At 55.3% G+C, this 24,514-nt stretch carries 23 protein-coding genes and 1 tRNA gene; 17 read left to right on the top strand and 7 right to left on the bottom strand.

Annotated elements, in window-relative coordinates; translation table 11 throughout:
- Window positions 1-26 precede the first annotated feature (26 nt).
- Entirely contained in the window at window positions 27-431 is a 405-nt protein-coding gene (locus tag GGE09_RS02965; RefSeq protein WP_309743716.1) for a hypothetical protein, read from the top strand.
- A 6-nt stretch (window positions 432-437) separates the two neighbouring features.
- Here the strand turns inward: GGE09_RS02965 and mtaB are convergent, their stop codons facing one another.
- Window positions 438-1,703: a tRNA (N(6)-L-threonylcarbamoyladenosine(37)-C(2))-methylthiotransferase MtaB gene (gene mtaB / locus GGE09_RS02960; protein WP_309743714.1), complete on the bottom strand. Its 1,266-nt coding sequence runs from the start codon at window positions 1,701-1,703 to the stop codon at window positions 438-440.
- On the bottom strand, window positions 1,700-2,536 hold the full coding sequence (gene dapF, locus GGE09_RS02955; protein ID WP_309743712.1) for a diaminopimelate epimerase: 837 nt from the start codon (window positions 2,534-2,536) through the stop codon (window positions 1,700-1,702). Before dapF ends, mtaB begins: the two co-directional genes overlap by 4 nt.
- 111 nt (window positions 2,537-2,647) lie before the next feature.
- Here dapF and GGE09_RS02950 point away from each other — a divergent pair.
- The 5 genes from GGE09_RS02950 (at window position 2,648) to GGE09_RS02930 (ending at window position 7,597) form a co-directional block, all read left to right on the top strand.
- Window positions 2,648-2,723, top strand: a tRNA-Lys gene (locus GGE09_RS02950).
- A gap of 528 nt (window positions 2,724-3,251) precedes the next feature.
- Window positions 3,252-3,746 (top strand): spore coat U domain-containing protein, encoded by a 495-nt coding sequence (locus GGE09_RS02945; protein ID WP_309743710.1) that lies wholly within the window; start codon window positions 3,252-3,254, stop codon window positions 3,744-3,746.
- Between the two features lie 34 nt (window positions 3,747-3,780).
- On the top strand, window positions 3,781-4,206 hold the full coding sequence (locus GGE09_RS02940; protein ID WP_309743708.1) for a fimbria/pilus periplasmic chaperone: 426 nt from the start codon (window positions 3,781-3,783) through the stop codon (window positions 4,204-4,206).
- 32 nt (window positions 4,207-4,238) lie between these two features.
- Window positions 4,239-6,665, top strand: a complete 2,427-nt coding sequence (locus tag GGE09_RS02935; protein WP_309743706.1) for a fimbria/pilus outer membrane usher protein — start codon at window positions 4,239-4,241, stop codon at window positions 6,663-6,665.
- Entirely contained in the window at window positions 6,662-7,597 is a 936-nt protein-coding gene (locus tag GGE09_RS02930; RefSeq protein WP_309743704.1) for a spore coat U domain-containing protein, read from the top strand. The genes GGE09_RS02935 and GGE09_RS02930 overlap by 4 nt, the downstream gene beginning before the upstream one ends.
- Before the next feature lie 102 nt (window positions 7,598-7,699).
- Here GGE09_RS02930 and GGE09_RS02925 read toward each other — a convergent pair whose 3' ends face one another.
- From GGE09_RS02925 to GGE09_RS02910, 4 genes are all read right to left on the bottom strand, one after another.
- Window positions 7,700-8,881 carry a cytochrome P450 gene (locus tag GGE09_RS02925; protein ID WP_309743702.1) on the bottom strand — a complete coding sequence of 394 codons (1,182 nt, stop codon included), beginning with the start codon at window positions 8,879-8,881 and terminating at the stop codon, window positions 7,700-7,702.
- A gap of 123 nt (window positions 8,882-9,004) precedes the next feature.
- A complete protein-coding gene (locus GGE09_RS02920) occupies window positions 9,005-9,484 on the bottom strand; it encodes a YHS domain-containing (seleno)protein (protein WP_309743700.1) in 480 nt (159 codons plus the stop codon).
- Window positions 9,485-9,581: 97 nt separating this feature from the next.
- Window positions 9,582-10,760, bottom strand: a complete 1,179-nt coding sequence (locus GGE09_RS02915) for a response regulator (RefSeq protein WP_309743698.1) — start codon at window positions 10,758-10,760, stop codon at window positions 9,582-9,584.
- Window positions 10,757-12,610: an ATP-binding protein gene (locus GGE09_RS02910; RefSeq protein ID WP_309743696.1), complete on the bottom strand. Its 1,854-nt coding sequence runs from the start codon at window positions 12,608-12,610 to the stop codon at window positions 10,757-10,759. Before GGE09_RS02910 ends, GGE09_RS02915 begins: the two co-directional genes overlap by 4 nt.
- Before the next feature lie 130 nt (window positions 12,611-12,740).
- Between GGE09_RS02910 and GGE09_RS02905 the strand changes: the two genes are divergently transcribed.
- The 11 genes from GGE09_RS02905 to GGE09_RS02855 all read left to right on the top strand — a co-directional run bounded on the left by GGE09_RS02905 (window position 12,741) and on the right by GGE09_RS02855 (window position 23,909).
- On the top strand, window positions 12,741-13,748 hold the full coding sequence (locus tag GGE09_RS02905) for a DctP family TRAP transporter solute-binding subunit (RefSeq protein ID WP_309743694.1): 1,008 nt from the start codon (window positions 12,741-12,743) through the stop codon (window positions 13,746-13,748).
- A 90-nt stretch (window positions 13,749-13,838) separates the two neighbouring features.
- Window positions 13,839-14,504 (top strand): TRAP transporter small permease, encoded by a 666-nt coding sequence (locus GGE09_RS02900; protein WP_309743692.1) that lies wholly within the window; start codon window positions 13,839-13,841, stop codon window positions 14,502-14,504.
- Between the two features lie 2 nt (window positions 14,505-14,506).
- The gene (locus GGE09_RS02895) at window positions 14,507-15,883 is read left to right on the top strand and encodes a TRAP transporter large permease (protein WP_309743691.1); all 1,377 of its coding nucleotides are present in this window, start codon (window positions 14,507-14,509) and stop codon (window positions 15,881-15,883) included.
- Window positions 15,884-15,958: 75 nt separating this feature from the next.
- A complete protein-coding gene (locus GGE09_RS02890; protein WP_309743689.1) occupies window positions 15,959-16,252 on the top strand; it encodes an SCP2 sterol-binding domain-containing protein in 294 nt (97 codons plus the stop codon).
- A gap of 175 nt (window positions 16,253-16,427) precedes the next feature.
- The gene (locus GGE09_RS02885; RefSeq protein WP_309743687.1) at window positions 16,428-17,303 is read left to right on the top strand and encodes a ribokinase; all 876 of its coding nucleotides are present in this window, start codon (window positions 16,428-16,430) and stop codon (window positions 17,301-17,303) included.
- The gene (locus GGE09_RS02880; protein WP_309743685.1) at window positions 17,300-18,220 is read left to right on the top strand and encodes a nucleoside hydrolase; all 921 of its coding nucleotides are present in this window, start codon (window positions 17,300-17,302) and stop codon (window positions 18,218-18,220) included. The genes GGE09_RS02885 and GGE09_RS02880 overlap by 4 nt, the downstream gene beginning before the upstream one ends.
- Window positions 18,221-18,234: 14 nt before the next feature.
- Window positions 18,235-19,077 carry a 2OG-Fe(II) oxygenase family protein gene (locus GGE09_RS02875; RefSeq protein ID WP_309743683.1) on the top strand — a complete coding sequence of 281 codons (843 nt, stop codon included), beginning with the start codon at window positions 18,235-18,237 and terminating at the stop codon, window positions 19,075-19,077.
- 63 nt (window positions 19,078-19,140) lie between these two features.
- Window positions 19,141-20,151, top strand: coding sequence for a BMP family ABC transporter substrate-binding protein (locus GGE09_RS02870; protein WP_309743681.1), 1,011 nt, complete (start codon window positions 19,141-19,143; stop codon window positions 20,149-20,151).
- Between the two features lie 149 nt (window positions 20,152-20,300).
- On the top strand, window positions 20,301-21,830 hold the full coding sequence (locus tag GGE09_RS02865; protein ID WP_309743679.1) for an ABC transporter ATP-binding protein: 1,530 nt from the start codon (window positions 20,301-20,303) through the stop codon (window positions 21,828-21,830).
- Entirely contained in the window at window positions 21,827-22,948 is a 1,122-nt protein-coding gene (locus GGE09_RS02860; protein WP_309743677.1) for an ABC transporter permease, read from the top strand. The genes GGE09_RS02865 and GGE09_RS02860 overlap by 4 nt, the downstream gene beginning before the upstream one ends.
- Window positions 22,941-23,909: an ABC transporter permease gene (locus GGE09_RS02855; protein WP_309743675.1), complete on the top strand. Its 969-nt coding sequence runs from the start codon at window positions 22,941-22,943 to the stop codon at window positions 23,907-23,909. The genes GGE09_RS02860 and GGE09_RS02855 overlap by 8 nt, the downstream gene beginning before the upstream one ends.
- A gap of 13 nt (window positions 23,910-23,922) precedes the next feature.
- Here GGE09_RS02855 and GGE09_RS02850 read toward each other — a convergent pair whose 3' ends face one another.
- Window positions 23,923-24,483, bottom strand: coding sequence for an HD domain-containing protein (locus GGE09_RS02850; protein WP_309743673.1), 561 nt, complete (start codon window positions 24,481-24,483; stop codon window positions 23,923-23,925).
- Window positions 24,484-24,514 lie beyond the last annotated feature (31 nt).

Below are 24,514 nucleotides of genomic sequence, written 5' to 3'. Positions count from 1 at the left end.
GGGCAACCTGCGAAAGGACCAAAGCCATGAGTTTTGCCGAAGCTATTGCCCTGCAACCCACATGGGTTGGATTGTGGCTGAACTGCCTGTTGTTTGGCGCTTTTATTCTGCCACTGGCACTGTTGATCTGGCGCCCCACCCGCGTGGCCGCGCTGCTGACGTTGGCCGCTGGGATCATTGCGGGAATAAGCATCAACTGGATGTATACCAAACTTGGATACGTCAAACTGCTGGGACTACCCCATATTATTCTTTGGGGGCCGCTGGTGGTTTATCTGATCGCCCAGATGCGCCGCCCAGAGGTTACAAAATGGCCATGGCGCATCCTGTTCATGATCGTCGCCACCTTGCTGGTGTCTTTGGCCTTTGATGTGGTGGATGTGGCCCGGTATGCCCTTGGCGAACGCACCCCTATGGCAGGCACGCCCTAACCATAATTACGCAGCGGTCAGTTTTGATCCGTCAATGCCGCTGATCAGGGTCGAAACAATCTGGCCCTCGGGTTGATCCGATGCAAACATCACCTCGGTAAAACCTTCGGTGCGGCCCATACGGGGGTTTTCCATCAACACGGAATGTTGCTTGCCCAGCTGCGCCGCCAGATGGCTGTCCACCCGCAGCACACCTGCTGCGCGCAACCGTTTGGCCCGCGCTTTGATCACAGATTTTTCCAGCTGCGGCATCCGCGCGGCGGGGGTGCCTTGGCGGGGCGAAAACGGAAATACATGCAGCCACGTCAGGCCGCAGTCTTCGACCAGCTTTAGCGAGTTTTCGAACATCTCTTCGGTTTCGGTGGGGAAACCTGCGATAATATCCGCGCCATACACAATATCAGGGCGGGCCTTGCGCATATCCTGACAAAACGCGATGGCATCGTCGCGCAAGTGGCGGCGTTTCATCCGTTTCAGGATCATATTGTCGCCCGCCTGCAAAGACAGATGCAAATGGGGCATCAAGCGGCGTTCATCGGCAATGGCATCGACCAAAGCACCATCGGCCTCGACCGAATCAATGCTGGATATCCGCAAGCGCGGCAGGTCAGGCACAAGTTTCAGGATGCGCTGCACCAAATCCCCCAGCGGAGGGTTCCCCGGCAGGTCATCGCCCCAACTGGTGATATCAACGCCCGTCAAAACCACCTCGTTATATCCCGTAGCTACCAGACGTTTGATCTGTTCCACCACCACTCCTGCAGGAACCGAGCGGGAATTGCCGCGACCATAGGGGATAATGCAAAAAGTACAGCGGTGGTCACAACCGTTTTGCACCTGAACATAGGCGCGGCTGCGGGTACCGAATCCGTCAATCAGATGGCCAGCGGTCTGTTTGACGGACATAATGTCATCCACCAGCACACCTTCGGTTTCACCGATGAAATCAGCACCTTTCCCCAGCTTTTGCCAGGTTTCCGCCTGCATTTTTTCGGTATTGCCCAGAACCAGATCAACCTCGGCCATGGCGGAATAGGTGGCGGGTTCGGTTTGCGCGGCGCAGCCTGTTACGATGATCCGCGCATCGGGGTGTTCGCGACGCAGCTTGCGGATGGATTGCTTGGACTGGCGCACGGCTTCGGCGGTTACAGCGCAGGTGTTTACCACAACTGCGTTTTCCAAACCGCCAGCGGCCGTCAGTTCTTTCATCGCCTCGGTTTCATAAGTGTTCAACCGACAGCCGAAAGTGGCAAAAACTGGGGGGGTGGTCATTTTATTGTATCCAGAAAATCACGGGACAACATACCGGAAAACACCAGCTGCGTCGGTCCTGTCATCCAAACCCCATCGTCGCGCCAGTCTATCCCCAGATCGCCGCCATCCAGATGGATCGTCACCTTGCGCTCTGTCAGACCCTTGCGATGGGCCACAACCGCAGAGGCACAGGCCCCTGATCCACAGGCCAGCGTTAACAAACCGCCCCGCTCCCACACACGCATGCGAATGGTGTTGCGATCCAGTATTTGAATGAATTCCACATTGGTGCGTTCAGGAAACAGCGCGTGATGTTCATAGATCGGCCCCAGTTTCGGCAGATCCAGCGATTCCACGTCCTCCACCACAAACACGCAATGGGGGTTGCCCATGCCAGCCGCACCAGGTGCGCCGTCAATTGGCAGGGCGTTCAGGTCAACCGCATGGGCCAGCGGCACATCCTGCCAATCCAGCTGCGGCATACCCATATTAACGCTGACCAGCCCATTGCCCGCCTCAACAGCAGACAAAAGCCCCCGCTCCGTGCGCAGGGTCAGTTCGGATTTGCCGGTTTCATCCATGATCAACCGCGCCACGCAGCGCGTTGCATTGCCGCAGGCGCCCGCGGTGGACCCATCCGTATTCCAGAACTCGATATCCACATCCGCCCCGTCGCTGGTCGTTAAAACCACCAACTGATCGAATCCCACGCCGAAATAGCGGTGCCCGATAGCCCGCGCCATGTCTGCTGTCATGGGTGATTCCGTCTTACGCGCATCGAGAACGACGAAATCATTGCCCAACCCGTGCATCTTTAAAAACGGCAACCCGTTTGTCTGTGAGTCCATCATATTCATACCCGCCATATAGCCCTTTCGGCCCGATCATTCCAGACGTGTCATTATTTCGAATTTTCTCCCTTGACCACACCCCCCAGCCCCCTTAATACGCCCCCACAGTGAGGGCCCTTAGCTCAGTTGGTAGAGCAACTGACTTTTAATCAGTAGGTCGATGGTTCGAACCCATCAGGGCTCACCAAAATTCAAAAGGTCTGACAAGCGATTGTCAGGCCTTTTTGATTTTGTGAACTGTCTCCCCGCATTAAACACTTTGGAACGACAGCCTGCGCAACAAGACTTCCGCCAATTTGGGAATAATTACTAATTACTCAAAAATTGCGGATTTTTTGCGCACTTCAACTCAGAACGGAGCATCGCGCCGATGAGTTCTGCAAGGTGATGGTTGCCGCCCGCGCCCAGCGAATATACTCAAGTTTACAGATTATTATTTTCTACTGCCCTAGGAAAAGATTTTTTACTTTTCAGACAAAGGGATCACCGCTTTAGAAATCGCTGTGGAATCACATTATTTTCAATATATTTCAATAACTTATATATTTATTAACTTCATAAATCCTACCAGCCGTCCTTAGCCGTCTCTTCCCGAATCGCGAAATCAATTCCCAACCACTCCTTAAACGAGGCGGGGCAATAGACACCTTATTTAACCGAATAATAACCTTTTGTTAACTCAATGGCATCAGGATTAGACGGTAAAGGAAAACATATGAAACCGAATTTCAAAAGACTAAGCACCGCCAGTCTACTCTTCGTACTCTGCGCCTCACCGGGGCTTACAGCCACAACAACAGCTGTTCTAACGGTAACTGCCGCAGTGGCAGATACCTGCATCATCGCAGCAACTCCGGGCCTTGCCTTCGGGACCATCGACAGTTCTACCACTACGGACGAAACCGTCGCAGGTGTGATCACAGTGTCCTGCACCACAGTCAAAACCGGACTTTCCCTTGATATGGGTGGCAGTGCCAATGCTTCCAGCGGACAACGGCGCATGTATGACGGCGTTTCGGCCTATCTCCCCTATAACATCCATTCTGATTCAGGCCATGTCACTGCCGTCGCGATCGACGGCCAGTTTGGCGCAGATTTTGATGTGGTAGCCGCCGTGCCCCAACAATTCAGCGTATACGGCCAGATCCCAAGCGGCTCTTATTCTCTCGGGGCTTATACAGACACAATTACGGTTACCTTAAACTATTAGAACCGGGCCAACCGGTTCAAAAAGCAGGCCAAAGATGAAACTGATTTTACACAGTCTTGCAGGGATATTGCTTCTTTTCTTGCCGAATATCGTTGCCGCACAGTCGCTTGCGGTCTCGCCCACCAAACTGGAAGTGCCCACTGGTGCTTCACAAACCAGCTTGACGGTTAAGGCCGATGGCGGCGGCGCTGCCGTGCTTCAAATGCGCGTTATGTCGTGGAGAGAGGGACAGGACCCCAACAAATTGAAACCAACCCGCGATGTGGTTGTCAGCCCCCCAGTGGCCAAACTGAAACCCCGACAAGAACTGACAGTGCGTATCGTGCGCACCAAGAAACGCGCTGTGCGCAGACGGGAATGCTACAGGGTATTAGTTGACCGCCTGCCAGATCGCAGAACAAACGGGCAGGTCGTCAAACTACAGGTGCGGCATTCTTTGCCGCTGTGCTTTTCCTCGTAAGACCCCCCCAAAAGGATGACCAATCACTCGAAATGGGTATTCTGCGAAATCTGATCCATTGCAGCGCTGTTATATGCGTCACCTGCGGCACCGCTCTTGCACAGGCTGTCAGCACCGATCTGGAAATTTCAGCAGAAATCGATGCTTCAGAACATCCCTATGAACTGATTGCGCCGCCCGAAGACACGCCGCTTTTCCTAGAGGTGGTGATCAACCGTGCCAGTACCCAACTGATTGCAGAATTCACCCACCACACAGACAACCGCTTTTCGTCTCCCCGCTCTGAATTGATAGAAGTGGGCATTCGCCCCCCACTTGGTGTGTCAAAAAACGTCTATCTGGATACAATCGAAGGCCTGACCTTTCGCTATAATCTGCAAGCACAGGCCCTTTATATATCAGTGCCGTATCAATCACTTTTGCCCCGCGTCACCTCGGCCCGGTATAAAAGTGAAATGATCGCCCCCGAACGCAGCTATGGCGCAGTTTTAAACTATGCGCTTACCGCTAATTTCGGTCCAAAAAACGGTCAAACAGGTTTAAATTTCAACGGATTATCCGGCTCTCTCAGCGGTTGGGTCTTTACCCCTTTCGCAGCCCTTTCCAGCACCGGTTTCTTCCACACACCAAGCGGGGGACTGGGAAACACCGACTTTATCCGACAGGAAACCAAACTTGAATTCAACAACACAAAACACGCCGTAAACCTGTCTTTTGGTGATTTTCAAACCTCTTCTGTCTCATGGAGCAGACCCATCCGCATGGGTGGCATTCAGTTTCGTCGCGATTTCAGCCTCCGCTCGGACATTGTGACCGAACAACTATTTTCCTTTGATGGCGCGGCGGCGGTCCCGTCAACCGTCGACGTTTTCATCGAAAACAGCCGCGCCTATACGGGCAGGGTTGGCCAAGGCCGTTTCCGACTCGAAGACATCCCCTTTTTTACCGGTTCCGGCGATGCTGTTGTTGTCATCCGCGATGCAAACGGCAATGAGCGCCTGCAAGAGGTATCCTTTTTCGCCGCCCAAAACCTTCTCAAAAAAGGCACTTTGGATTTCTCGGTGGAAATCGGAAAACCGCGCGAGGATTATGGGACACAAAGCAATCAATACGCCTCGGACACCGCCTATTCCGCCAGCCTCAAATACGGCTTCAGTGAAAAAATCACCCTAGAAGCCCATGTTGAGGGTAAAAGCGATCTGATCCTTGGGGGGATCGGCTTTACAACAATCCCGTTCAACATTGCGGAATTCAGCTTTTCGGCCGGGCTAAGCCGCTACAAAAAAAACGTCGCCGCCTTCGCCCAAACCGCGTTGCGCACAACCATTAAGGATGTGGATGTACAGTTAAACATACTGCGTGCCGAACCCGGATTCGCTGATTTAGCCTATGCCACAGGGGTGGATTTTCTGGGCGCGGGGGTCATTACCTCGGGCGCGTCTTTGTTGGAATTCCCCACCGCAAACGAAGTTCTGTCACTTGGCATTCCGCTTTTCAAATCCGATCAGGATTTGGGACTGAGCTTGGTCCGATCGCAAAGGGCCAACTCTGAAGATCTTATAATATCAGCATCTTACGCCCGAAATTTGGGGTTTCGAAAATCCTCGTTCAGCCTGTTTGGATCGCACAATGTAAAAGATGACACCACCCGCCTTGCCGTCAACTTCGCTATCCCCCTTGGCAAAACCGTCCAAAGCCGGGTTTCTGCAACAACAGATGCAAGAGGCAGCTTGAACACCGCAGTTTCCCTTTCGCGCCCCTTGGGCGACAGGGTGGGCGACTACGGGTATCAGGCGCAAATTGACGACAATGGCACCAATCGATTTGCAGGATTGCGCGGATCTTACAGGTCTCGATACGCCAAACTGGGTGCCGAGCTATACCAATCCGGCAGATCAAGTTTCGCGCGCGTCTCTGCCGAAGGATCGCTGGTTCTGGCAGGCGGACAAATCGCGGCGGGCAATGTCATCAATGACAGTTTTGCCATCGTGGATGTAGGGGCCCCGAATGTGGACGTGAACCTGCAAAACCGCCCCGTAACCAAGACCGGACGCTTCGGGCGCGCACTTGTCACGGGGCTTTCGGCCTATCGCCGGAACCGTGTTTCGGTTGAACTGGAAGACCTTCCCGATGACGTAACTCTTAACGCCTCTGCGATGGAGGTGATCCCCGCAAGGCGGTCCGGTAGTTTGGTTAAATTTGGCAGCGACAGTGAAAATTCTGTACTTGTGACAGTGCAAAATACACGCGGCAAACCGATCCCTGCGGGGGCTGTGGCCAAATTGAACGGCACCCGATCCGAATTCTTTGTAGGGTATGACGGGCTGATCTGGGTGGAAAACGTCAAATCCGCAAACACTCTGCACATCACAACCGAAAACGGGTCTTGCAGGGTTAGCTTCACCTATCACGAGACCGGAGAGTTTCAACAATCTCTCGGGCCGTTTACTTGCAAATGAGCCTGCCCTCTTACATACGCGCCTTGCTGCTGGTTTTGGGGTTCTTTTTACAGGCCAGCGCGGCCCAAGCGGTCAACTGTAACGCGACAATTTCGTCGATCAACTTCGGGTCCATTTCCGTGCGCGCAGGAGCGGTTAACCAAACCTCTGGCGTTGTCACGATCACTTGCACCGGATTGCTTGGGCTTGCTGTGGGCGTTTGTGTCAAAATCGGCACTGGCAGTGGCGGGGGCAGTGGCAGCAATTCCCCCCGCTATTTGGTAAATGCCACGGGCGACAGACTAAATTATGAGCTGCGTCCCAATGGCAACGGCCCGATCAATGGCACGTGGAACCAACAGTATTACCTGTCTATAATTAGCGTTGGCACGGTGTCATGGACCATTCCCATTTTCGCCAGCATTACATCGAACACTGTGGCTGTTGACACTGGCAGCTATTCCTCGATTTTTTCGGGGGTGTCTGATGCCTCAATCACCTATGGCGTCGCGTCCTGTGCGATTTTAGGAAGCGAAAATCCCATTCCGGATTTTTCAGTTTCCGCAGATGTGGTTCCCAGTTGCGAACTGGATGTCACTGCCATGAACTTTGGCAATCTGAACACACAAGTTTTGGCCCCCGTCGATCAAAACGCCACGGTCAATGTACGCTGCACAGATAGCACGGATTATTCCGTCACCCTGTCCCAAGGCAGTGGTGGTGGCACAGGCCCGACCGACCGGCGGATGAAAAACGGCAGCCATGAATTGCGTTACGGGTTATATCAGGATGCCAGCCGTACCGCCCCTTGGGGTGAAAGCCTGTCCAACGATGTAGACTCAACAGGCATCGGCAGTAACCAAGCCTTTACAATCTATGGCCGCATCCCCGCCAACCAATCCGCCTATTTCGGCACTTATTCAGACAGCGTAGTTGTTACCGTAAATTATTGATTTAACACCGCATCAGGTTCGATCACTTTTCAGGTGCCTTTAAAGGCGGGCTGGAAAAACGACTCCAACCAGTACCCAACGAACACTCCAATACGCAACACGCTAGGACAGAACCACATCCAGACGGGCAGGCCCGCGAAAGCCAAATCCTGTAAATTCAACGGCTTCCGGGTCGGCAAGGTGCATATTTGGGAACCGGTCGAACAACACAGGCAGCAGGATCTGCCCAACCATCCGGCGCGCCACATGGGTGCCCTGACAAAAATGCGGCCCGTTGCCAAAAGCCTGATGGGGCGCTTTTGGCCTGAAGGCGTCAAACAAATGCCCATCCGTGTAAATGTCTTCGTCATGATTGGCCGAGGCTTGGATCGTCATCACCACATCGCCTTTTGGAATGGCAAACCCGCGAATATCCGTATCCTGCATCACCAGTCGAGAACTGACCTGAATCGGCGCAACCCAGCGGATCGACTCGTCAAAGGTTTGATCCCACAGCCCGTCGCGCAACACCTGATCGCGTTGTTCGGGGTTGATCAGCAGCCCGTAAATCGCCGTTAACATGGAATCCCGTGGCTCGTTTATGCCACCACCAATGGCGATTTTTATGTTTGAAATAATCTGGCTATAGGAAATCGGATTTTCCGCGTTCAGCATCACAGACAGCGCACTTGGCCCCTGTTCGGACAGGTGCAGCGGCTTCATCGCGGCGATTTCGGCGTCTACCTGATCGTTCACCATATCACTTTTGGCAAACAGATCATCGCGCCAGCCAAAATTGCCAGCACCGTCAATCAGCGCTTGTGACCACAGTTGCATTTCGGCGTCCGAGGCCTTGGGAATCCCCAACAAATGGGCCAGACATCGCGCAGAAAACGGCCCTGCCAAAGCGCTGAACAGCTCAACCGTTTCACCGCGCGGCAACTGGCTGACATATTCTTCGGCAATTTCCTGATACAAAGGCATCCAGACATCGCGCACCAGTTTCGCCATGAAAGTCGGCGCCATCGCCCCCCGCTCGCGGGCGTGATCCGCGCCATCCTTTCGCATCAACGTGTGGGCGCGAAACGCCCGTTCCATTGGCGTATTCGGGTCATTCGAGCTAAAGATTTCGGGCGTATCCTTGACCATTTTAGTGTCGGCCGCTTTGGTCAGAAAGGTCCGTCCAAGCGATTTCACCCGCAACACAGGGGTCTGCGCCCGCAGGGTCTTGTAAATGCTGTAGGGATCGCGGGTCAGCGCGTCGATGGTGATTGTGTTGTCAATCGGGGCAAAGGGGAGAGTCATTGGCACGGCTCGTTTTCGCATTCAGGGATGATTCCGCAGCGAAAAACGACGACACGGCATCAAGATTTCCGCGATCCTATCGGGAAACAGATTTTCGGTCCAACTTTTTAACCAATCGCGCCGTTAGGTCAGAGTATCCCAAAAAATTTGGGCAGCCGCGATCATCGCATCGGGGGTTTTGTCAAAATAGGTTCCGCCGACGGGCCGTGCAAAAAGATACAGCTTGCCTTTGTGCAACCGCCAGACTTCCGGGTCCGAGGGCACTTTGATCCGCATGGACATCGCACGGGTGCAAAAGCCGCCAAACTGGGGGGCAAAGGCTTCTGGCGTTTGGGAAAACAGCGCGGCCTCAGCCTCTGTTTCGAACTGCCATGTGGCATCGTTCCAATCGACCGTTGTTTCAGGTGTCCCTTTTGTTGGCGCCGACTTTTGGAAATAGGCGGTAGTGTCATAACCTTTGATCGCCACGCCCGATTTAGGGTCTTTTGCCACCAGCCCCGCCGCCCCAGCAACACCTGGCATGGCCAATGACACACCGGCGGCATACATCGAAAACAGCATCAGATGACGGCGGCTAAGACTTGGGTCGCTGGGTTTGTTCATCGGCTCTCTCCGGTTTTGCGGGCACCTCTGCGGGTTTACTCAAACTTTGTCACAGGACAAAACGTTTAGCGCCACCGGCTGTTCACATCTGCGTGGGTCACTGAAAATCGCGGGGCCGCAACCCGTAACGCGCCAGCCGATCATACAGGGTCTTGCGCGGCAGCCCCAAATGTTCCGCCACCACCGCTGCTTTGCCATCAAAACTGCGCAGGGTATTTTCCAGAACCAGACGTTCATAACCGTCCATCTGTTCCGCCAGCGTTTGCGCCACCGCGCCGCCGCGCTGCTGTTCCGCCAGAAACCCATTTGCAAAAGCACGCAATTCCGCAAGGTTTCCAGGCCAGTCCCGCGCCTTAATCTGGGCTAGCGTATCCGGTGGAATATCGGGCATTTCAGTATTGGCATAGCGCACCGCGTGGCGCAAAAGCACCTCAAATATCACGTCGATATCGCTGCGACGGGCGGCCAGATCGGGCACGGCAACGGTGACACAATTCAGGTGGTCCGCCACATCGGGAAGCGCGTTTTCGCTGGACCCGATGAACCGTGCGTCCGGTTGTTGGTCCACGGCATCCATCACACAATCGATCTGAACCCGCGAGGCAAGATGCATCCTCTTCACCGATAAATCCACAGCGCCAGTTTCAATCTTGAAGCTGGCGGGATCAATTTCAGGCGTGCGCACCAGAACAAAGGCACCGCGCCCCTCGGACATGGCGAAAATCGTGTGGGCGGCCAGTTTTTTCCCCGCCCCATCCGGACCAATCAGCAGGATGTGACGCCCCGAGTCCGCAGCGCGGCGCAAGGCATCGCGAAAGTCACGGCTGGCAGCGCTGTCCCCAGGAAAATTGACCGAGGCCGGATCACTGCGCCGCATCCGATGTTCCATCCGCCGCGTGTGCAAAACCAGTTCGCGGTGTTCCAGCGCGCGGCTCAACACGCCGATCAGATGGGATGTATCGCAGGGTTTCTCCAGAAAATCATAGGCACCTTCTTTCATGGCGCGTATCGCCATTGGCACATCACCTTCGCCCGTCAGCATCACCACAGGCAGATCGGCGTCAATGCTTTGGGCCAGCGCTAGAATGTCAAAGCCGTCTTTGTCAGGCATGCGGATATCTGTCAGCACCACGCCAGCAAAATTGGCCCGCAAAGTGCGGCGGGCTTGCACGTAATGGGCGGTGGAAATCACGTCGATGCCTTCCAGATCCAACGTCTGGGCCAATGATGCGCGCAGGGCGTCATCGTCTTCGATTAACAACACTTGTTTGGTCATTTGTCCGCCTTTGTCCGCAGCAATTCCACACAAAACTCTGCCCCGACGGGGTCAAGGTTGCGGCAGTTTAAAGACCCGCCAAACGTGCCGATAATCCCGTAGGAAATCGACAGGCCCAGACCCAACCCCTTGCTGGCACCGACGTCTTTGGTGGTGTAAAACGGTTCAAACACACGGCTAGGGTCTGCCAGACCGCTGCCAGTATCCGCCACCCGCAAGCGCACCACATCTGTGTTTTCCTCAACTTTCAGCGACAAGATTTTTTCGGGCTGTCCAGACATGGCGTCAATGGCGTTGGTTATCAAATTAACAATCACCTGTTGCAAGCGTACAGGCCCGCCCGCGACCATTACTGCTGTTTTAGGCGCGCTCAGGTTCAGCGTCACGCCTTCGGCGCGCAATCGGGTTTCGGCCAGCCGCACCGCATCAGAAAGCACAGCGATCAGGTCTACGGGTTCGACCCCTTCGAATTCATTGCGCGCAAAGCCACGCAGATTTTTTATGATCCGGTTGATACGATCCACCTGTTCGGTGATCTGGGTCAGATTGTCTTGTGCCTCGGGGATGCGATCCCGTTCGATCAGTTTGATCCCGTTTGCGGCAAAGTTACGGATCGCGGCAAGGGGCTGGTTCACCTCATGGCTGATTCCTGCGGACATCTGCCCAAGAGCGGTTAATTTTCCTGCCTGCACCAGTTGATCCTGCGCCTGCTGCAATTGCGCGGTGCGCTCTTCAACCCGTGCTTCCAGCCGTGCATTGGCCGCGGCCTCTACCATCAGGCGGTCTGCCAGACGGCGGCGGCGTTGTCCCAGTGCGATCAAACCTGCACCAATCAGCCCCATAATCGCCAGCGCCAGATACCCCAGAACCCGCGCGTTTTGGGCGGCATCCTTGACGTTCAGATAGACCCGCGTGGTCAAATCAAGGCGGGGCAGGAATTCAGACAGAACCATCGCCCGTTCCGGCATCACATCGGTTTTGCCAAACCGTTGCAGGCGATGACCGAACCAATAGGATTCACTATAGGGATAAAACGGCTGGACTACAGGCAGCGGATAGACCCGCGCAGCCGAAAGCGGCATCGCCCCCTGCCCGTCAGATCGCAGCACCAATTCGACGCGATTGGACAGAAATACCACGTTAAACGCATCCAGAAACGCCACCACCGTGGCGTCCACTTCCCATTCGAATTCCAGTTGTTCCACATCGGCGCGCACCACCACTACACCCGTAGGCGGGGCCATACCGTCAATCACGCCACGGGCGAAAAAGAAATCGCGCCCCCCGTCGCGGGGTTCAAACGCATGATCCACGCCCAGCCCGCCCGTCAACGCACGCCGCACATAAGCGGTCTGGCTTAGGTCCTGGCCCACTGCGGTTTCGGACCCTTCTAGATCAGAGGCCGCAATCACACGGCCAAAACGGTTTAACACCAGAATTTCTTCGGCCCCCACAGTCAGCGCAGTACTTTCCAGAAAATCATGCACCTGCTGTGGCGGGATTGTCCCTGTCATTGCCCCCACAACAACCGGATGTCGCGCCAGCAAATTGGGCAGTTGTTGAAATCTGGCCAACTGCGCCAGAACCCGATCCGAGGCTTGATCCAACTGTACCGCGCCTGTGCGCGACAGCTGGTTCAGATTGGCACGATAGGCCAGCACAAACACCGCCAAAGCCACAAAAACAGCCGCAGCACAAAAGCCTAAAGCGGGCAGAAAGCGTTTCAGATCAGGCTCCTGTGATGCGGGTTTTAGGGCAGCGAATCCCTTTGTTTCAATAGGCCGCGCAGGGCGGGGAATGGCAAGGCAACTTGTCCGAAAATCCGCACAAACCGGAAGTTTCGGGATCACACGCTGTTTAACCTGCTAAATTTTAAGCATTTTTCAACAAGGCAAATAAACCTTTGCGCAAAGTTTGGCACTACGCTCCCCTATAGTTGGCCGGATAACCGTCCGAAAAGTGACCCACTGGGAGGAAACCATGAAAACGCTCTTGAAAGCGGCCTGCATTGCAGCCGTCGCATTTGTACCATCTATCGCCGCCGCATCCTGCGAAGACGGCGAAGTGGTCGTAAAATTCGCACACGTCACCAACACAGACAAGCACCCCAAAGGCATCGCAGCGTCCTTGCTGGAAAAACGTGTAAACGAGGAAATGAACGGCAAGATGTGTGTCGAAGTGTTCCCGAACTCGACCCTGTATGACGACAACAAAGTTCTGGAAGCCATGCTTCAGGGCGACGTTCAACTGGCTGCGCCTTCGCTGTCCAAGTTCGAAAAATTCACCAAACAATTCCGCATCTATGACCTGCCGTTCATGTTCACCGACATGAAAGCTGTGAACGCCTATCAAGCATCCGACGCAGGTCAGGGCATGCTGGATTCCATGCAAAAACGCGGCCTGCAGGGTCTGGCCTACTGGCACAATGGCATGAAACAGATGTCGGCAAACAAACCCTTGCTGCTGCCAACAGATGCCAACGGTCTGAAATTCCGCGTGCAATCATCCGACGTGCTGGTTGCCCAAATGGAAGCCATTGGCGGTTCCCCGCAAAAGATGAAATTTGCCGAAGTTTATGGCGCCCTGCAAACGGGTGTTGTGGATGGTCAGGAAAACACCTGGTCCAACATCTACGGCAAGAAATTCTTTGAAGTTCAGGACGGTATCACAGAAACCAACCACGGCATCATCGACTACCTGCTGGTGGCCTCGGTTGACTGGCTGGACGGTCTGGATGCAGACGTGCGCGACCAGTTTATGACCATCGTTCACGAAGTTACCGAAGCCCGCAACGGCGAAGCCTATTCCGTGAACCAAGCGGCCAAACAAGCCGTGATTGATGCAGGCGGCGTTGTGCGCCAACTGTCACCAGAACAGCGTGCGGCATGGGTTGAAACCATGAAACCTGTTTGGGCAAAATTTGAAGGCGACGTTGGTGCGTCCAACATCGAAGCCGCCCAAAAGATCAACATGTCCATGAGCAACTGATCCCCGTCTAACGGGATCACCGCTTATAATCGGGCGGGCCTAACGGGGCCCGCCCTTTGAAAATCAACAAAACTTCGGGGGGATTTGCAAATGTCAAAACAGGCAACCAGTTGGACTGACCGAATAGAGGAAACGCTGATCGCGGCCATCCTCGGGTTTATGACCATCGTGACATTCGCCAATGTCGTCGCCCGCTACGGCTTTAATTCAAACATTCTTTGGGCCGTGGAATTCACCGTCTTCCTGTTCGGCTGGCTGGTTCTGTTGGGCGCATCATATGCCGTGAAAATCAACGCCCATCTTGGGGTGGATGCAGTGCTGAACATCGTATCCCCACAGGCGCGCAAGACCCTTGGGATGATATCCGTCACGGTCTGTATCATCTTTGCTTTTCTTCTGTTGAAAGGCGCTTGGGATTACTGGGCCAATTTCGCCAATCTGCCCGCCACAACAGGGCGCTGGTTCCCCACAGGATTTGAAGAAAACTACCGCCCCAAGGGCTGGTATGAAACCGACGACGTGCCGATGCCTGCAATCCTCGGGTTTATGGAAAACATCTTTAACGACGGGGATGAATACGAAAAACTGCCCCGTTTGATCCCCTATATGGTCCTGCCGGTTTCAATGGCCTTACTGTTGTTCCGCTTTTGTCAGGCCGGATTAAAACTGTGGCGTGGCGAAATCACCATGCTGATTGTCAGCCACGAAGCCGAAGACTCAATCGAAGACGCAGCCCAATACGTGAAGGATAATTAATCATGGAAGTCGTCCTTCTATTCGCCATGGTGATCGGCCTTTTGCTGATCGGTGTACCCATCGCAGTCTCGCTCGGGTTTTCGTCGGTGCTGTTTTTGTTGTGGTTCTCTGACAGTTCACTCGCCTCTGTTGCGCAAACCCTGTTTAACGCGTTTGAAGGCCACTACACCCTGTTGGCCATCCCGTTTTTCATCCTTGCATCGTCGTTTATGTCCACAGGTGGCGTAGCGCGACGGATCATCCGGTTCTCCATCGCTTGCGTCGGCCATTTTCACGGCGGTCTGGCCATCGCGGGTGTGTTTGCCTGCATGATGTTCGCCGCCCTGTCGGGATCGTCCCCTGCCACTGTGGTCGCCATCGGCTCCATCGTGATCGCGGGGATGCGGCAAGTGGGCTACACCAAAGAATTCGCCGCGGGCGTGATCTGTAATGCAGGTACGCTTGGCATCCTGATCCCGCCCTCCATCGTTATGGTGGTCTACGCCGCCGCGGTTGAAGTATCAGTCGGCCGCATGTTTCTGGCAGGCGTCATTCCCGGCCTGATGGCAGGCACCATGCTGATGATCGGCATCTATGTGATGGCCCGCGTCAAAGGTCTGCCCAAAGGCGACCGCGCCCCTTGGTCCGAACGCCTGTCAGCTGCCCGCGAAGCAGGTTGGGGCCTTTTCCTGATCGTCATCATCCTGGGTGGCATCTACGGCGGCATTTTCACACCGACCGAGGCCGCAGCCGTTGCCGCAATCTACGCATGGTTCATCGCCTGTTTCGTCTACCGCGACATGGGCCCACTGGCCACTGCCGAGGGTCAATCCAACACATCGCTGCTGAAAAAGCCCCAAGCGATCTTTACCGCGATCTGGCATAAAGACACGGTTGATACCCTGTTTGATGCTGGCAAACTGACCGTCACCCTGCTGTTTGTCATCGCCTGCGCGCTGATCCTGAAACACGTGCTGACCGATGAACAAATCCCCCAGCAAATCACCAAAGCCATGCTGGCTGCGGGCCTTGGCCCCGTTGCCTTCTTGATTGTTGTGAATGTGATCCTGCTGATCGGCGGGCAGTTTATGGAACCCTCGGGCCTGCTGGTCATCGTGGCCCCGCTGGTGTTTCCCATCGCTATAGAACTGGGCATTGATCCGATCCATCTGGGCATCATCATGGTGGTTAATATGGAAATCGGCATGATCACCCCCCCCGTTGGTCTGAACCTGTTCGTTACATCAGGCGTAGCGGGCATGCCGATGATGGCAGTAGTGCGCGCCGCCCTGCCGTTCCTTGCGATCCTGTTTGTGTTCCTGATTATGGTCACCTACATCCCGATTATTTCCACCTTCCTGCCCAATCTGATCATGGGTCCGGAAATGATCACCAAATAAGCTGCCGCCACGGCACCCTTGCCGCAGGCAGGACCAGAAAGCTAAGCCTCCGGCCATCACACCGGAGGCTTTTTCATGTCCGCAGTCCTGCAAGAGTTCATCACCCATCTGTCCCCTCGCGTGACCGGCACTTTGCACGGCAGCGCCAAACTGGTGATCCTTGATGTGGGCAGCGTCCTGCTCACCGATCAGGGTGCGGTTGCAGGGGACGGCCCCGCCGATGTGACCCTCACCGCCAGTGAAAAAACCTTCCGCAACATCCTGTCCGGCGATCAAAACCCCGCCATGGCCTTTATGTCGGGAAAGCTGAAAGTAGACGGCTCTAACATACGCGCGCTCAAGGTCTCGGAAATTCTGACCAAACCCTGACCTGCCACATTTTCCATTTTCCCCAAATATCCCCGCGCGGAGCGCATTTGCCCTAGAACACGCCCAAAAAACTTGTCCATTCGGTCAAGAAAGCCAAAAATAACACTAGAGAACCCAAGATAAACCCGCTAGCGTTGCTCTTTATCTTTATCCACCAACGGCAAAAACCTTCCACATGATCCTGAATTTCGGCTCCATAAATCTTGATCTGGTCTACCGCGTGCCCCATCTGCCTAGCGCTGGGGAAACCCTCGCCTCGGCCTCTTTTGAAAAATACCTCGGGGGCAAGGGCATCAATCAATCTATCGCTGCCCACCGTGCGGGGGCACAGACCTTGCACATCGGTTGCCTTGGTCCTGACGGGGATTGGCTGCGCGACCAGATTGCTGATTTCGGCCTGCCGCTGGACGGTCTGCAATCGGTGGATACCCCTACAGGCCATGCGGTGATTTTTGTGGATGATGCAGCTGAAAACCAGATTGTGCTGTTTGGCGGATCAAACCACGCCTTCACCCGAAGCCAGTTCGACGCGGTGCTTGCCAAAGCCGACCCCGCGAGCGACTGGGTGCTCTGCCAGAATGAAACCAATGCCGTGCCCGAACTGGCCAAAGCGGCCAAAGCCAAAGGTCTGCGCGTTGCCTATTCCGCCGCCCCTTTTGATGCGGATCATGCGGTGCCGATGCTTGATCACATCGACCTTCTGGCCGTGAATGAAGGCGAGGCTGCTGCCCTGCAAACCGCCCTTGGCAAAGATCCCCGCAGCCTTGGCCTGCCCTTTCTGCTGGTCACCAAAGGCAGCAAAGGCGCTGATCTTTTCACCGCCACAGACAGCTACAGCCAGACCAGTTTCGCCGTCGACCCTGTGGATACCACAGGCGCGGGCGATACGTTTCTGGGCGCTTTTATGGCCGAATTCACCCTGTCAAATGATCCCGCCAAGGCCCTGCGTTTTGCCGCTGCAGCCTCTGCGATCCAAGTGACCCGCGCAGGCGCCGCCCCTGCAATTCCGATGCGCGACACGGTTCTCGAATTTCTGAAAGACCATTCATGACCCATAAAATCATCATCGACACCGATCCTGGCATCGACGACGCAATGGCGATTCTTTATGCCGCCTTGCACCCCGACATTGAAATCATCGGCATGACCAGCGTTTTTGGCAACGTCACATCAGACATCGCGGCACGCAATGCAATCGTGCTGGCAGAACGGGCGCAGCAAGCCATTCCTGTGGCCAAAGGGGCCGACAAACCACTGGTGCAAACGCCTAACCCCGTGTCCGATTACGTGCACGGCGTCGAAGGTTTTGGCGATATGCCAGCCCAAGCGATCAGCGCGCAGCCCGTGGATGAACCTGCCCATGAATTCATCTGCCGCCTGATCAATGAAAACCCCGGTGAAATCACCCTTTGCCCGATTGGCCCGCTGACCAACATCGCATTGGCCCTGCGCCATGACCCGTCCATTGCGGATAAGGTAAAGGACGTGGTGATCATGGGCGGCGGTTTGGATCGGGGCAATGTCACCGACCACGCCGAGGCCAATATCTGGAACGACCCCCACGCCGCAGACGCGGTTTTTGCCGCCAGTTGGCCTGTCACCATGGTCGGGCTGGATGTCACCACCCAAGTGATCTGCCACCCGCCAGATTTCGCCCGTATCGCGGCAGCCAGCCCTGTTTTGGGCGGTTTTCTCAACGAAGCGGTGCAATATTACTTTAAATTCTACGAATCCCACTACGGGGTTCTGGGGTCGCAAATGCATGACCCGACGGCAGTTATTGCCATCACTGATCCCCAATATTTTACCATTGAAAACCACGCGCTAGAGGTTATCGTGGACGGCGCTCGCATTGGCCAGACGATCCGCTCTGCCGATCCTTCCCGACCCAAACACAAAGTTCCCATGGGCGTGGACATTGATGGTGTGAAACAACGGTTTTTAACTATGATTGAAACCGGCTTTTAAAAGGAGACTGTACCATGACAGAATTCGCCGTACTCGCCGTCAGCCCGTCCGATCCGGATGCCCCTGAAAAATTCGCCAAATCCCTGCGCGAAACCGGCTTTGCCGTGATCAAGGATCACGACATCGACATGGCCGAAATCGAAGCCATGTATGACGTCTGGCCGAAATACTTTGCCGATGACGCCAAACTGGGGGATGCCACGGATATGGGCGATCCTGCAGGCTATTTCGGGTATAAATCCGAAAACGCCAAAGGTGCGGCCCAAAAGGATTTGAAAGAATTCTACCACGTCTATCAAAAGAACGCTCTGCCCGAAGGCGTTGAAGCGGTGACCAAGAATTTCCACACCAAAATGGTTGGCATGGGTAAAATGTTGCTGGGTTGGCTGGATGAAGTCACGCCAGAAGACGTGAAAGACCAGCTTTCCATGCCATTTCAGGACATGATCAAAGACAGCGAAAGCCACCTGTTGCGCGTCCTGCACTATCCGCCCCTGCCCGAAGACGTGCAACCCGGCGAAGTGCGCGCGGCTGCCCACGGTGACATCAACCTGATCACCCTTCTGGTGACTGGATCGGAACCCGGTCTTCAGGCGCAGGATGTGAATGGCAACTGGCATGATATTCCCTGCGGCACCGGCTATATCAACGTGAATGCGGGCGATATGCTGGAACGGGCCTCGCGCAACTTTTACCCGTCAACGATCCACCGCGTGGTAAACCCGCCCAAACAGGAAAACAAATCCCGCTACTCGCTGCCGCTGTTCATGCACCCGCGCCCCGATGTGCAACTGGACCACCAGACCGCAGGCGAATTTCTGGAAGAACGTTTAAAAGAGATCGGCCAACGGGGGTAATCCCGCATATTAAGCCGTGAATAACCAAGGCACACTTGTGGTGCCGACAACAAGGAGACTCTGATGAAAAAAGTATTCACAACAGTTCTTGCTGGTGCGTTTACAGCAGTGGCATCATTTGCCGTTGCCGAAAGCCACAGCGATTTCAAACCTGCCGTTATCTACGATATGGGCGGTAAATTCGACAAATCCTTCAACGAAGGCGTTTATGCGGGCATCAAAAAGTTTCAGGATGAAACTGGCGTTGAAGTGATGGAATTCGAAGTCACCAACGAAGCCCAGCGCCAACAAGCCATGGAGAAAATGGTTCAGCGCGGCGCAACCGTTGTGCTGGGTGTAGGCTTTGCCCAAGCAGACGCGATTTCCGCGGTTGCAGCGGCCAACCCTGACGTTGAATTTTCCATCATTGACGTGTCATGGCTGGACCACCCGAACCTGCGCCAATACGCGTTTAAAGAACAAGAAGGGTCGTACCTTGTTGGTGTTGCGGCGGCTATGGCGTCAAAAACCGGCACCGTCGGCTTTGTTGGCGGCATGGACATCCCGCTGATCCGCGCCTTTGCTTGTGGCTTTGAACAAGGCGTTCACGCCACAAACGCCGATGCAAAAGTTCTGCAAAACATGACCGGCACAACCCCTGCCGCATGGAATGACCCGACCAAAGGATCTGAACTGACACAGGCCCAAATGGACCGTGGCGCAGACGTGATCTTTCAGGCCGCTGGCGGCACTGGCGTTGGTGTGATCCAAGCCGCTGCGGATGCTGGCAAACTGGCAATCGGCGTTGATTCCAACCAGAACTACATGGCGCCGGGCAATGTTTTGACATCTATGCTGAAACGCGTGGATGTTGCGGCCTATGAAACCATGAAAGACGCGATGTCCGGCGATTTCGAAGCTGGCGTTCGGGTTCTGGGCGTGGCTGACGGTGGCGTTGGCTGGGCGTTGGACGAATACAATGCCGACCTGATCACTCCGGAAATGAAGGCAGCGCTGGATGCGGCTTCTGCGAAAATTTCCTCCGGTGAAATCGTCGTGCACGACTATCGCGCTGACAACACCTGCACAATGTAAGCAGGCGTTAACCACTTTCGGGGGCAGCTTGACGGCTGTCCCCATCGCATATTCACAGGTTTTCGTTTTGGGTCTGCGACCAGAGCCAAAACGTAAGCCGGGCAGCAAAAGACCCGGGCAAAACGCCTTCAACAGGGTGAGGGACGCACATGAACACTGCGCTGGAACTGAAAAACGTCAGCAAGTCATTCGGCCTTGTGCAGGCCAATAAAAACATTGATCTGGCCGTTGCGCCGGGATCGATTCACGGCATCATCGGGGAAAACGGCGCGGGGAAATCCACGCTGATGAACATCATCTACGGGATGCACCGCGCAGATACCGGCACTATTTCTTTTGGCGGCACGCAGGTCGACGTGCGCTCTTCGGCGGATGCGATTGAACACGGCATTGGCATGGTGCATCAGCATTTTATGTTGGTCCCGACCTTTACCGTACTGGAAAACGTCATGCTTGGGTCTGAGGGCGGCTTTACCCTGACCGAGGGCCGCGCCACCGCGCTGGAACGGCTGACCAACCTGTCCTCGACCTATAATCTGCAGGTCAATCCACACGCGCTGGTGTCTGATCTGAACGTGGGTCAACGCCAGCGCGTAGAGATCATCAAAGCCCTGAAGGGCGGCGCCAAAGTGCTGATTCTGGACGAACCCACAGGCGTTCTGACCCCGCAAGAAGCCGACCAACTGTTTGAAATCCTGAAGGTTCTGCGCGATGACGGGGTTTCCGTCCTGTTGATCACCCATAAGCTGACCGAAATCATGGATATCACCGACACCGTGTCGATCATGCGTCAGGGCGAAATGGTCGGCCATCGCAAGACGGCGGAAACCTCGCCCCAAGAACTGGCAGAACTGATGGTCGGCCGCGAGGTTCTGCTAGAGGTCGATCGTAAGCCCGCCTCACCAGCCGAGGTGCGTTTTTCCGCCACCAATCTGGGCTATACCAACAGCCAGGGCGTTGTCGAACTGGAAGACATCAATTTTGAAGTGCGCGCAGGGGAAATCCTCGGGGTGGCGGGGGTGTCTGGTAACGGGCAAACCCAGTTGATGGAAACCCTTGCAGGTATGCGCCATCTGACCACAGGCAACCTGAACATTCTGGGCACCAAAGTCACCGCTGCCGATCAAACCAATCCCCGCATCATTCGCGATCTGGGCGTAGGCCACATCCCCGAAGACCGCCACACCCACGGGCTGATCCTGAATTTTGAAGCCCGCGAAAACATGATCCTTGGCTTTCACGACACAGACCTTGCGGGCAGCGGCACCCTGTTTGACTATAAAGCCATCCAGAAAAACTGCGAAGACAAGATGGCCCATTACGATGTGCGCCCGTCCAATCCGCGCCTGAACGCCAAGAATTTTTCCGGCGGCAACCAACAGAAAATCGTCATCGCGCGGGAATTTTCCGCCAACCCCGGTGTGCTTCTGGTGGGTCAACCCACCCGCGGCGTCGATGTGGGGGCGATCGAATTCATCCACAAACAACTGTTGGAACTGCGCGATGCAGGCTGCGCAATCCTGCTGGTATCGGTTGAACTGGATGAAATCATGTCCCTGTCGGACCGCATCATGGTGCTGTGTGACGGGCAAAACGTTGGCATCATCAACAGTGCCGACGCAGACAGACAAACCCTTGGCCTGATGATGGCCGGTCAACGACAAGAGGCCGCCGCATGAGCACGCCAACCCCACCCCTTCCCCGCTGGGCTGACCTGTTTTTACTGCCTGTTATCAACCTGTTCGCCGCGTTTTTTATCTGCGGGCTGATCGTTCTGGCCATTGGCGAAAACCCGATAGAGGCCATGGGCGTCATGATCAAAGGCGCTTTCGTCTATTCGGGTGGGCTGGGCTACACACTGTTTTACACCACCAATTACATCTTCACAGGCCTAGCAGTCGGCATCGCCTTTCACTGCATGATGTTCAACATCGGCGGTGAAGGTCAGGCCTATGTGGGCGGGCTTGGCGCGGCGCTGGCATCTTTTGCGATTGGCGCTTACCTGCCCGCTGTGCTTGCGATCCCGATCTGCGTGCTGGGCGCGTTTATTGCAGGCGGGTTGTGGGGCATTATTCCGGGCTATCTACAGGCCAAACGGGGCAGCCATATCGTGATCACCACAATAATGTTCAACTTTCTGGCCGCATCCCTGATGGTCTGGCTGCTGGCAGGCCCTCTGTTGGAAGCAGGCCAGCAATCCCCCCAAACCGCAAAGCTGGCAGACAGCACCCTATTGCCGAAAATGGCCGATATGCTACGGCCCCTGGGGTTTGATATCGCCAGCACACCCCTGAATGCCGCTTTCCTGATCGCCCTTGGTGCGATGGCTGTGTTCTATGTTTTGGTCTGGCACACGCGGCTGGGCTATAACATCCGCGCTGTCGGTCAAAACCAAGAAGCCGCCCAATACGCGGGCATCAACGTGCCCCGCACCATCATCATCACACTGGCGATTTCGGGGGGGTTTGCAGGACTATTGGCCACCAATGAAATCCTCGGCTTTAACCATAAGGTGGTGCTGAACTTTACCGCAGGCTACGGGTTCACCGGCATCGCCGTCGCCCTGATGGGCCGCAACCACCCCATCGGTATCTTTCTGGCCGCATTGCTGTTTGGCGCATTAACCCAAGGCGGCGGAGAGTTGGACTTTGAATTCCAGTCCATCACCCGCGAAATGGTGCTGCTGATCCAAGGCATGATCATCCTGTTTTCCGGCGCGCTCGCCTATATGTTCAACCCGCCACTGGCGCGTTTGATCGCAAGGATTGTCGCCCCGAAGGAGCCCGCGAATGGCTGATTTCCTGTACCAACTGCTGCTCGCCTTTGACGCCACATTGCGCATCGCAACCCCTTTGATGCTCTGCGCCATGGCGGGTATTTTCTCTGAACGCTCGGGCATTGTTGACATCTCACTTGAAGGTAAGCTGCTGTCTGGCGCTTTCGTCGCTGCGACCATAGCCGCGCTTACAGGTTCTGCTTGGCTTGGCCTTGGCTGCGCTATGCTCGCAGGCATATTCATGTCCCTGATCCACGGCTTTGCCTGCATAACCCACAGAGGCGATCAGGTGGTGTCTGGCGTAGCGATCAACATCCTCGCCAGTGGTTTAACCATAGTGCTTGGCATCGCCCTGTTCAAACGGGGCGGGCAAACACCCTCCCTGCCCCGCAGTGACCGCTTCACCCCGATTGAATGGTGGGGCGTGGATATGATGGACAACATCCCCGTGCTGGGCAGCATCTACCGCCAATTGATTTCAGGCCACAACATGCTGGTCTATGTTGCCCTTCTGGCCGTCCCGCTCACCGCGTTCATCCTCTACCGCACCCGATTTGGTCTACGCCTGCGCGCTGTGGGCGAGGTTCCCCAAGCTGTTGATTCCGCTGGTATCTCGGTGACATGGCTGCGCTACCGCGCTCTGATCGTCGGCGGCGCACTCTGCGGCATCGCAGGGGCCTATCTATCCATCGGCCAAGGCGGCAATTTCGTACGTGAAATGTCTGCGGGCAAGGGTTACATCGCACTGGCTGCGGTGATCTTTGGCAACTGGAAACCGCTGAACGCGTTTTTCGCCTGCCTGATGTTCGGCTTCCTAGAGGCCGCAACAACCCGCTTGGAAGGCGTCGAGCTGCCCTTCATCGGAGAAGTCCCCGCCCAATTGATGTTGGCCATGCCCTATGTGCTGACGGTGCTGTTGTTGGCAGGGTTTATCGGCAAACCACGCCCCCCTGCCGCAATCGGCCAGCCCTATCATAAATAGCCAAAGCGGGTGCCTAATCCGGCATCCGCGCACGGGTCTTTGCATCCAGTAACGGCCGCAAAACTGCCAACAATGGATGCCCCCCCATGTATTTTTGCCCATAATCCAGATTGAACCCGTAATCAAAATCATCAGGGTTTTTACCTTGGGTGTGCTGTAAAATCGTTTCCAACTTATCCAGCCCCTTAATCACTCGCGCTTCGGGGGAGGCTGCATTTTCATACTCATCCCACAACTGCAAAAAATCTGCTGCCTGATCTGACGGTAACCCGCCCAACAGGCTGACAAAATCCGCTCGCTCCGCAGCCCCTTTATCGGTCTGCTGTGCGGTCGCAGGAATATCCCCCGACACAGCCTCCCCCAGATCGTGCAATACCGCCAGTTTTAACAATCGCGCCAGATCAAGCCCGTCCAACTGATCCTCAAACACCAGAACCCACAGACACAACCGCCAGGTATGGGCGGCGGTACTCTCTGGCCGCCCCTCCCCCGTAAAGCCGGACCGGAAGACATCTTTCAACGCCTCCGCCCGCTCTAAAAATGCCAAACGCGCCTCTGCCTCTGATGGGTCCAAAGCACCCTCCTGTTTCAATGTTCCCCAAATA

The sequence above is a fragment of the Roseobacter sp. N2S genome, assembly GCF_031454055.1.
GTDB lineage: Bacteria > Pseudomonadota > Alphaproteobacteria > Rhodobacterales > Rhodobacteraceae > Amylibacter.
This window is presented reverse-complemented; position numbering and strand designations above follow the sequence as displayed.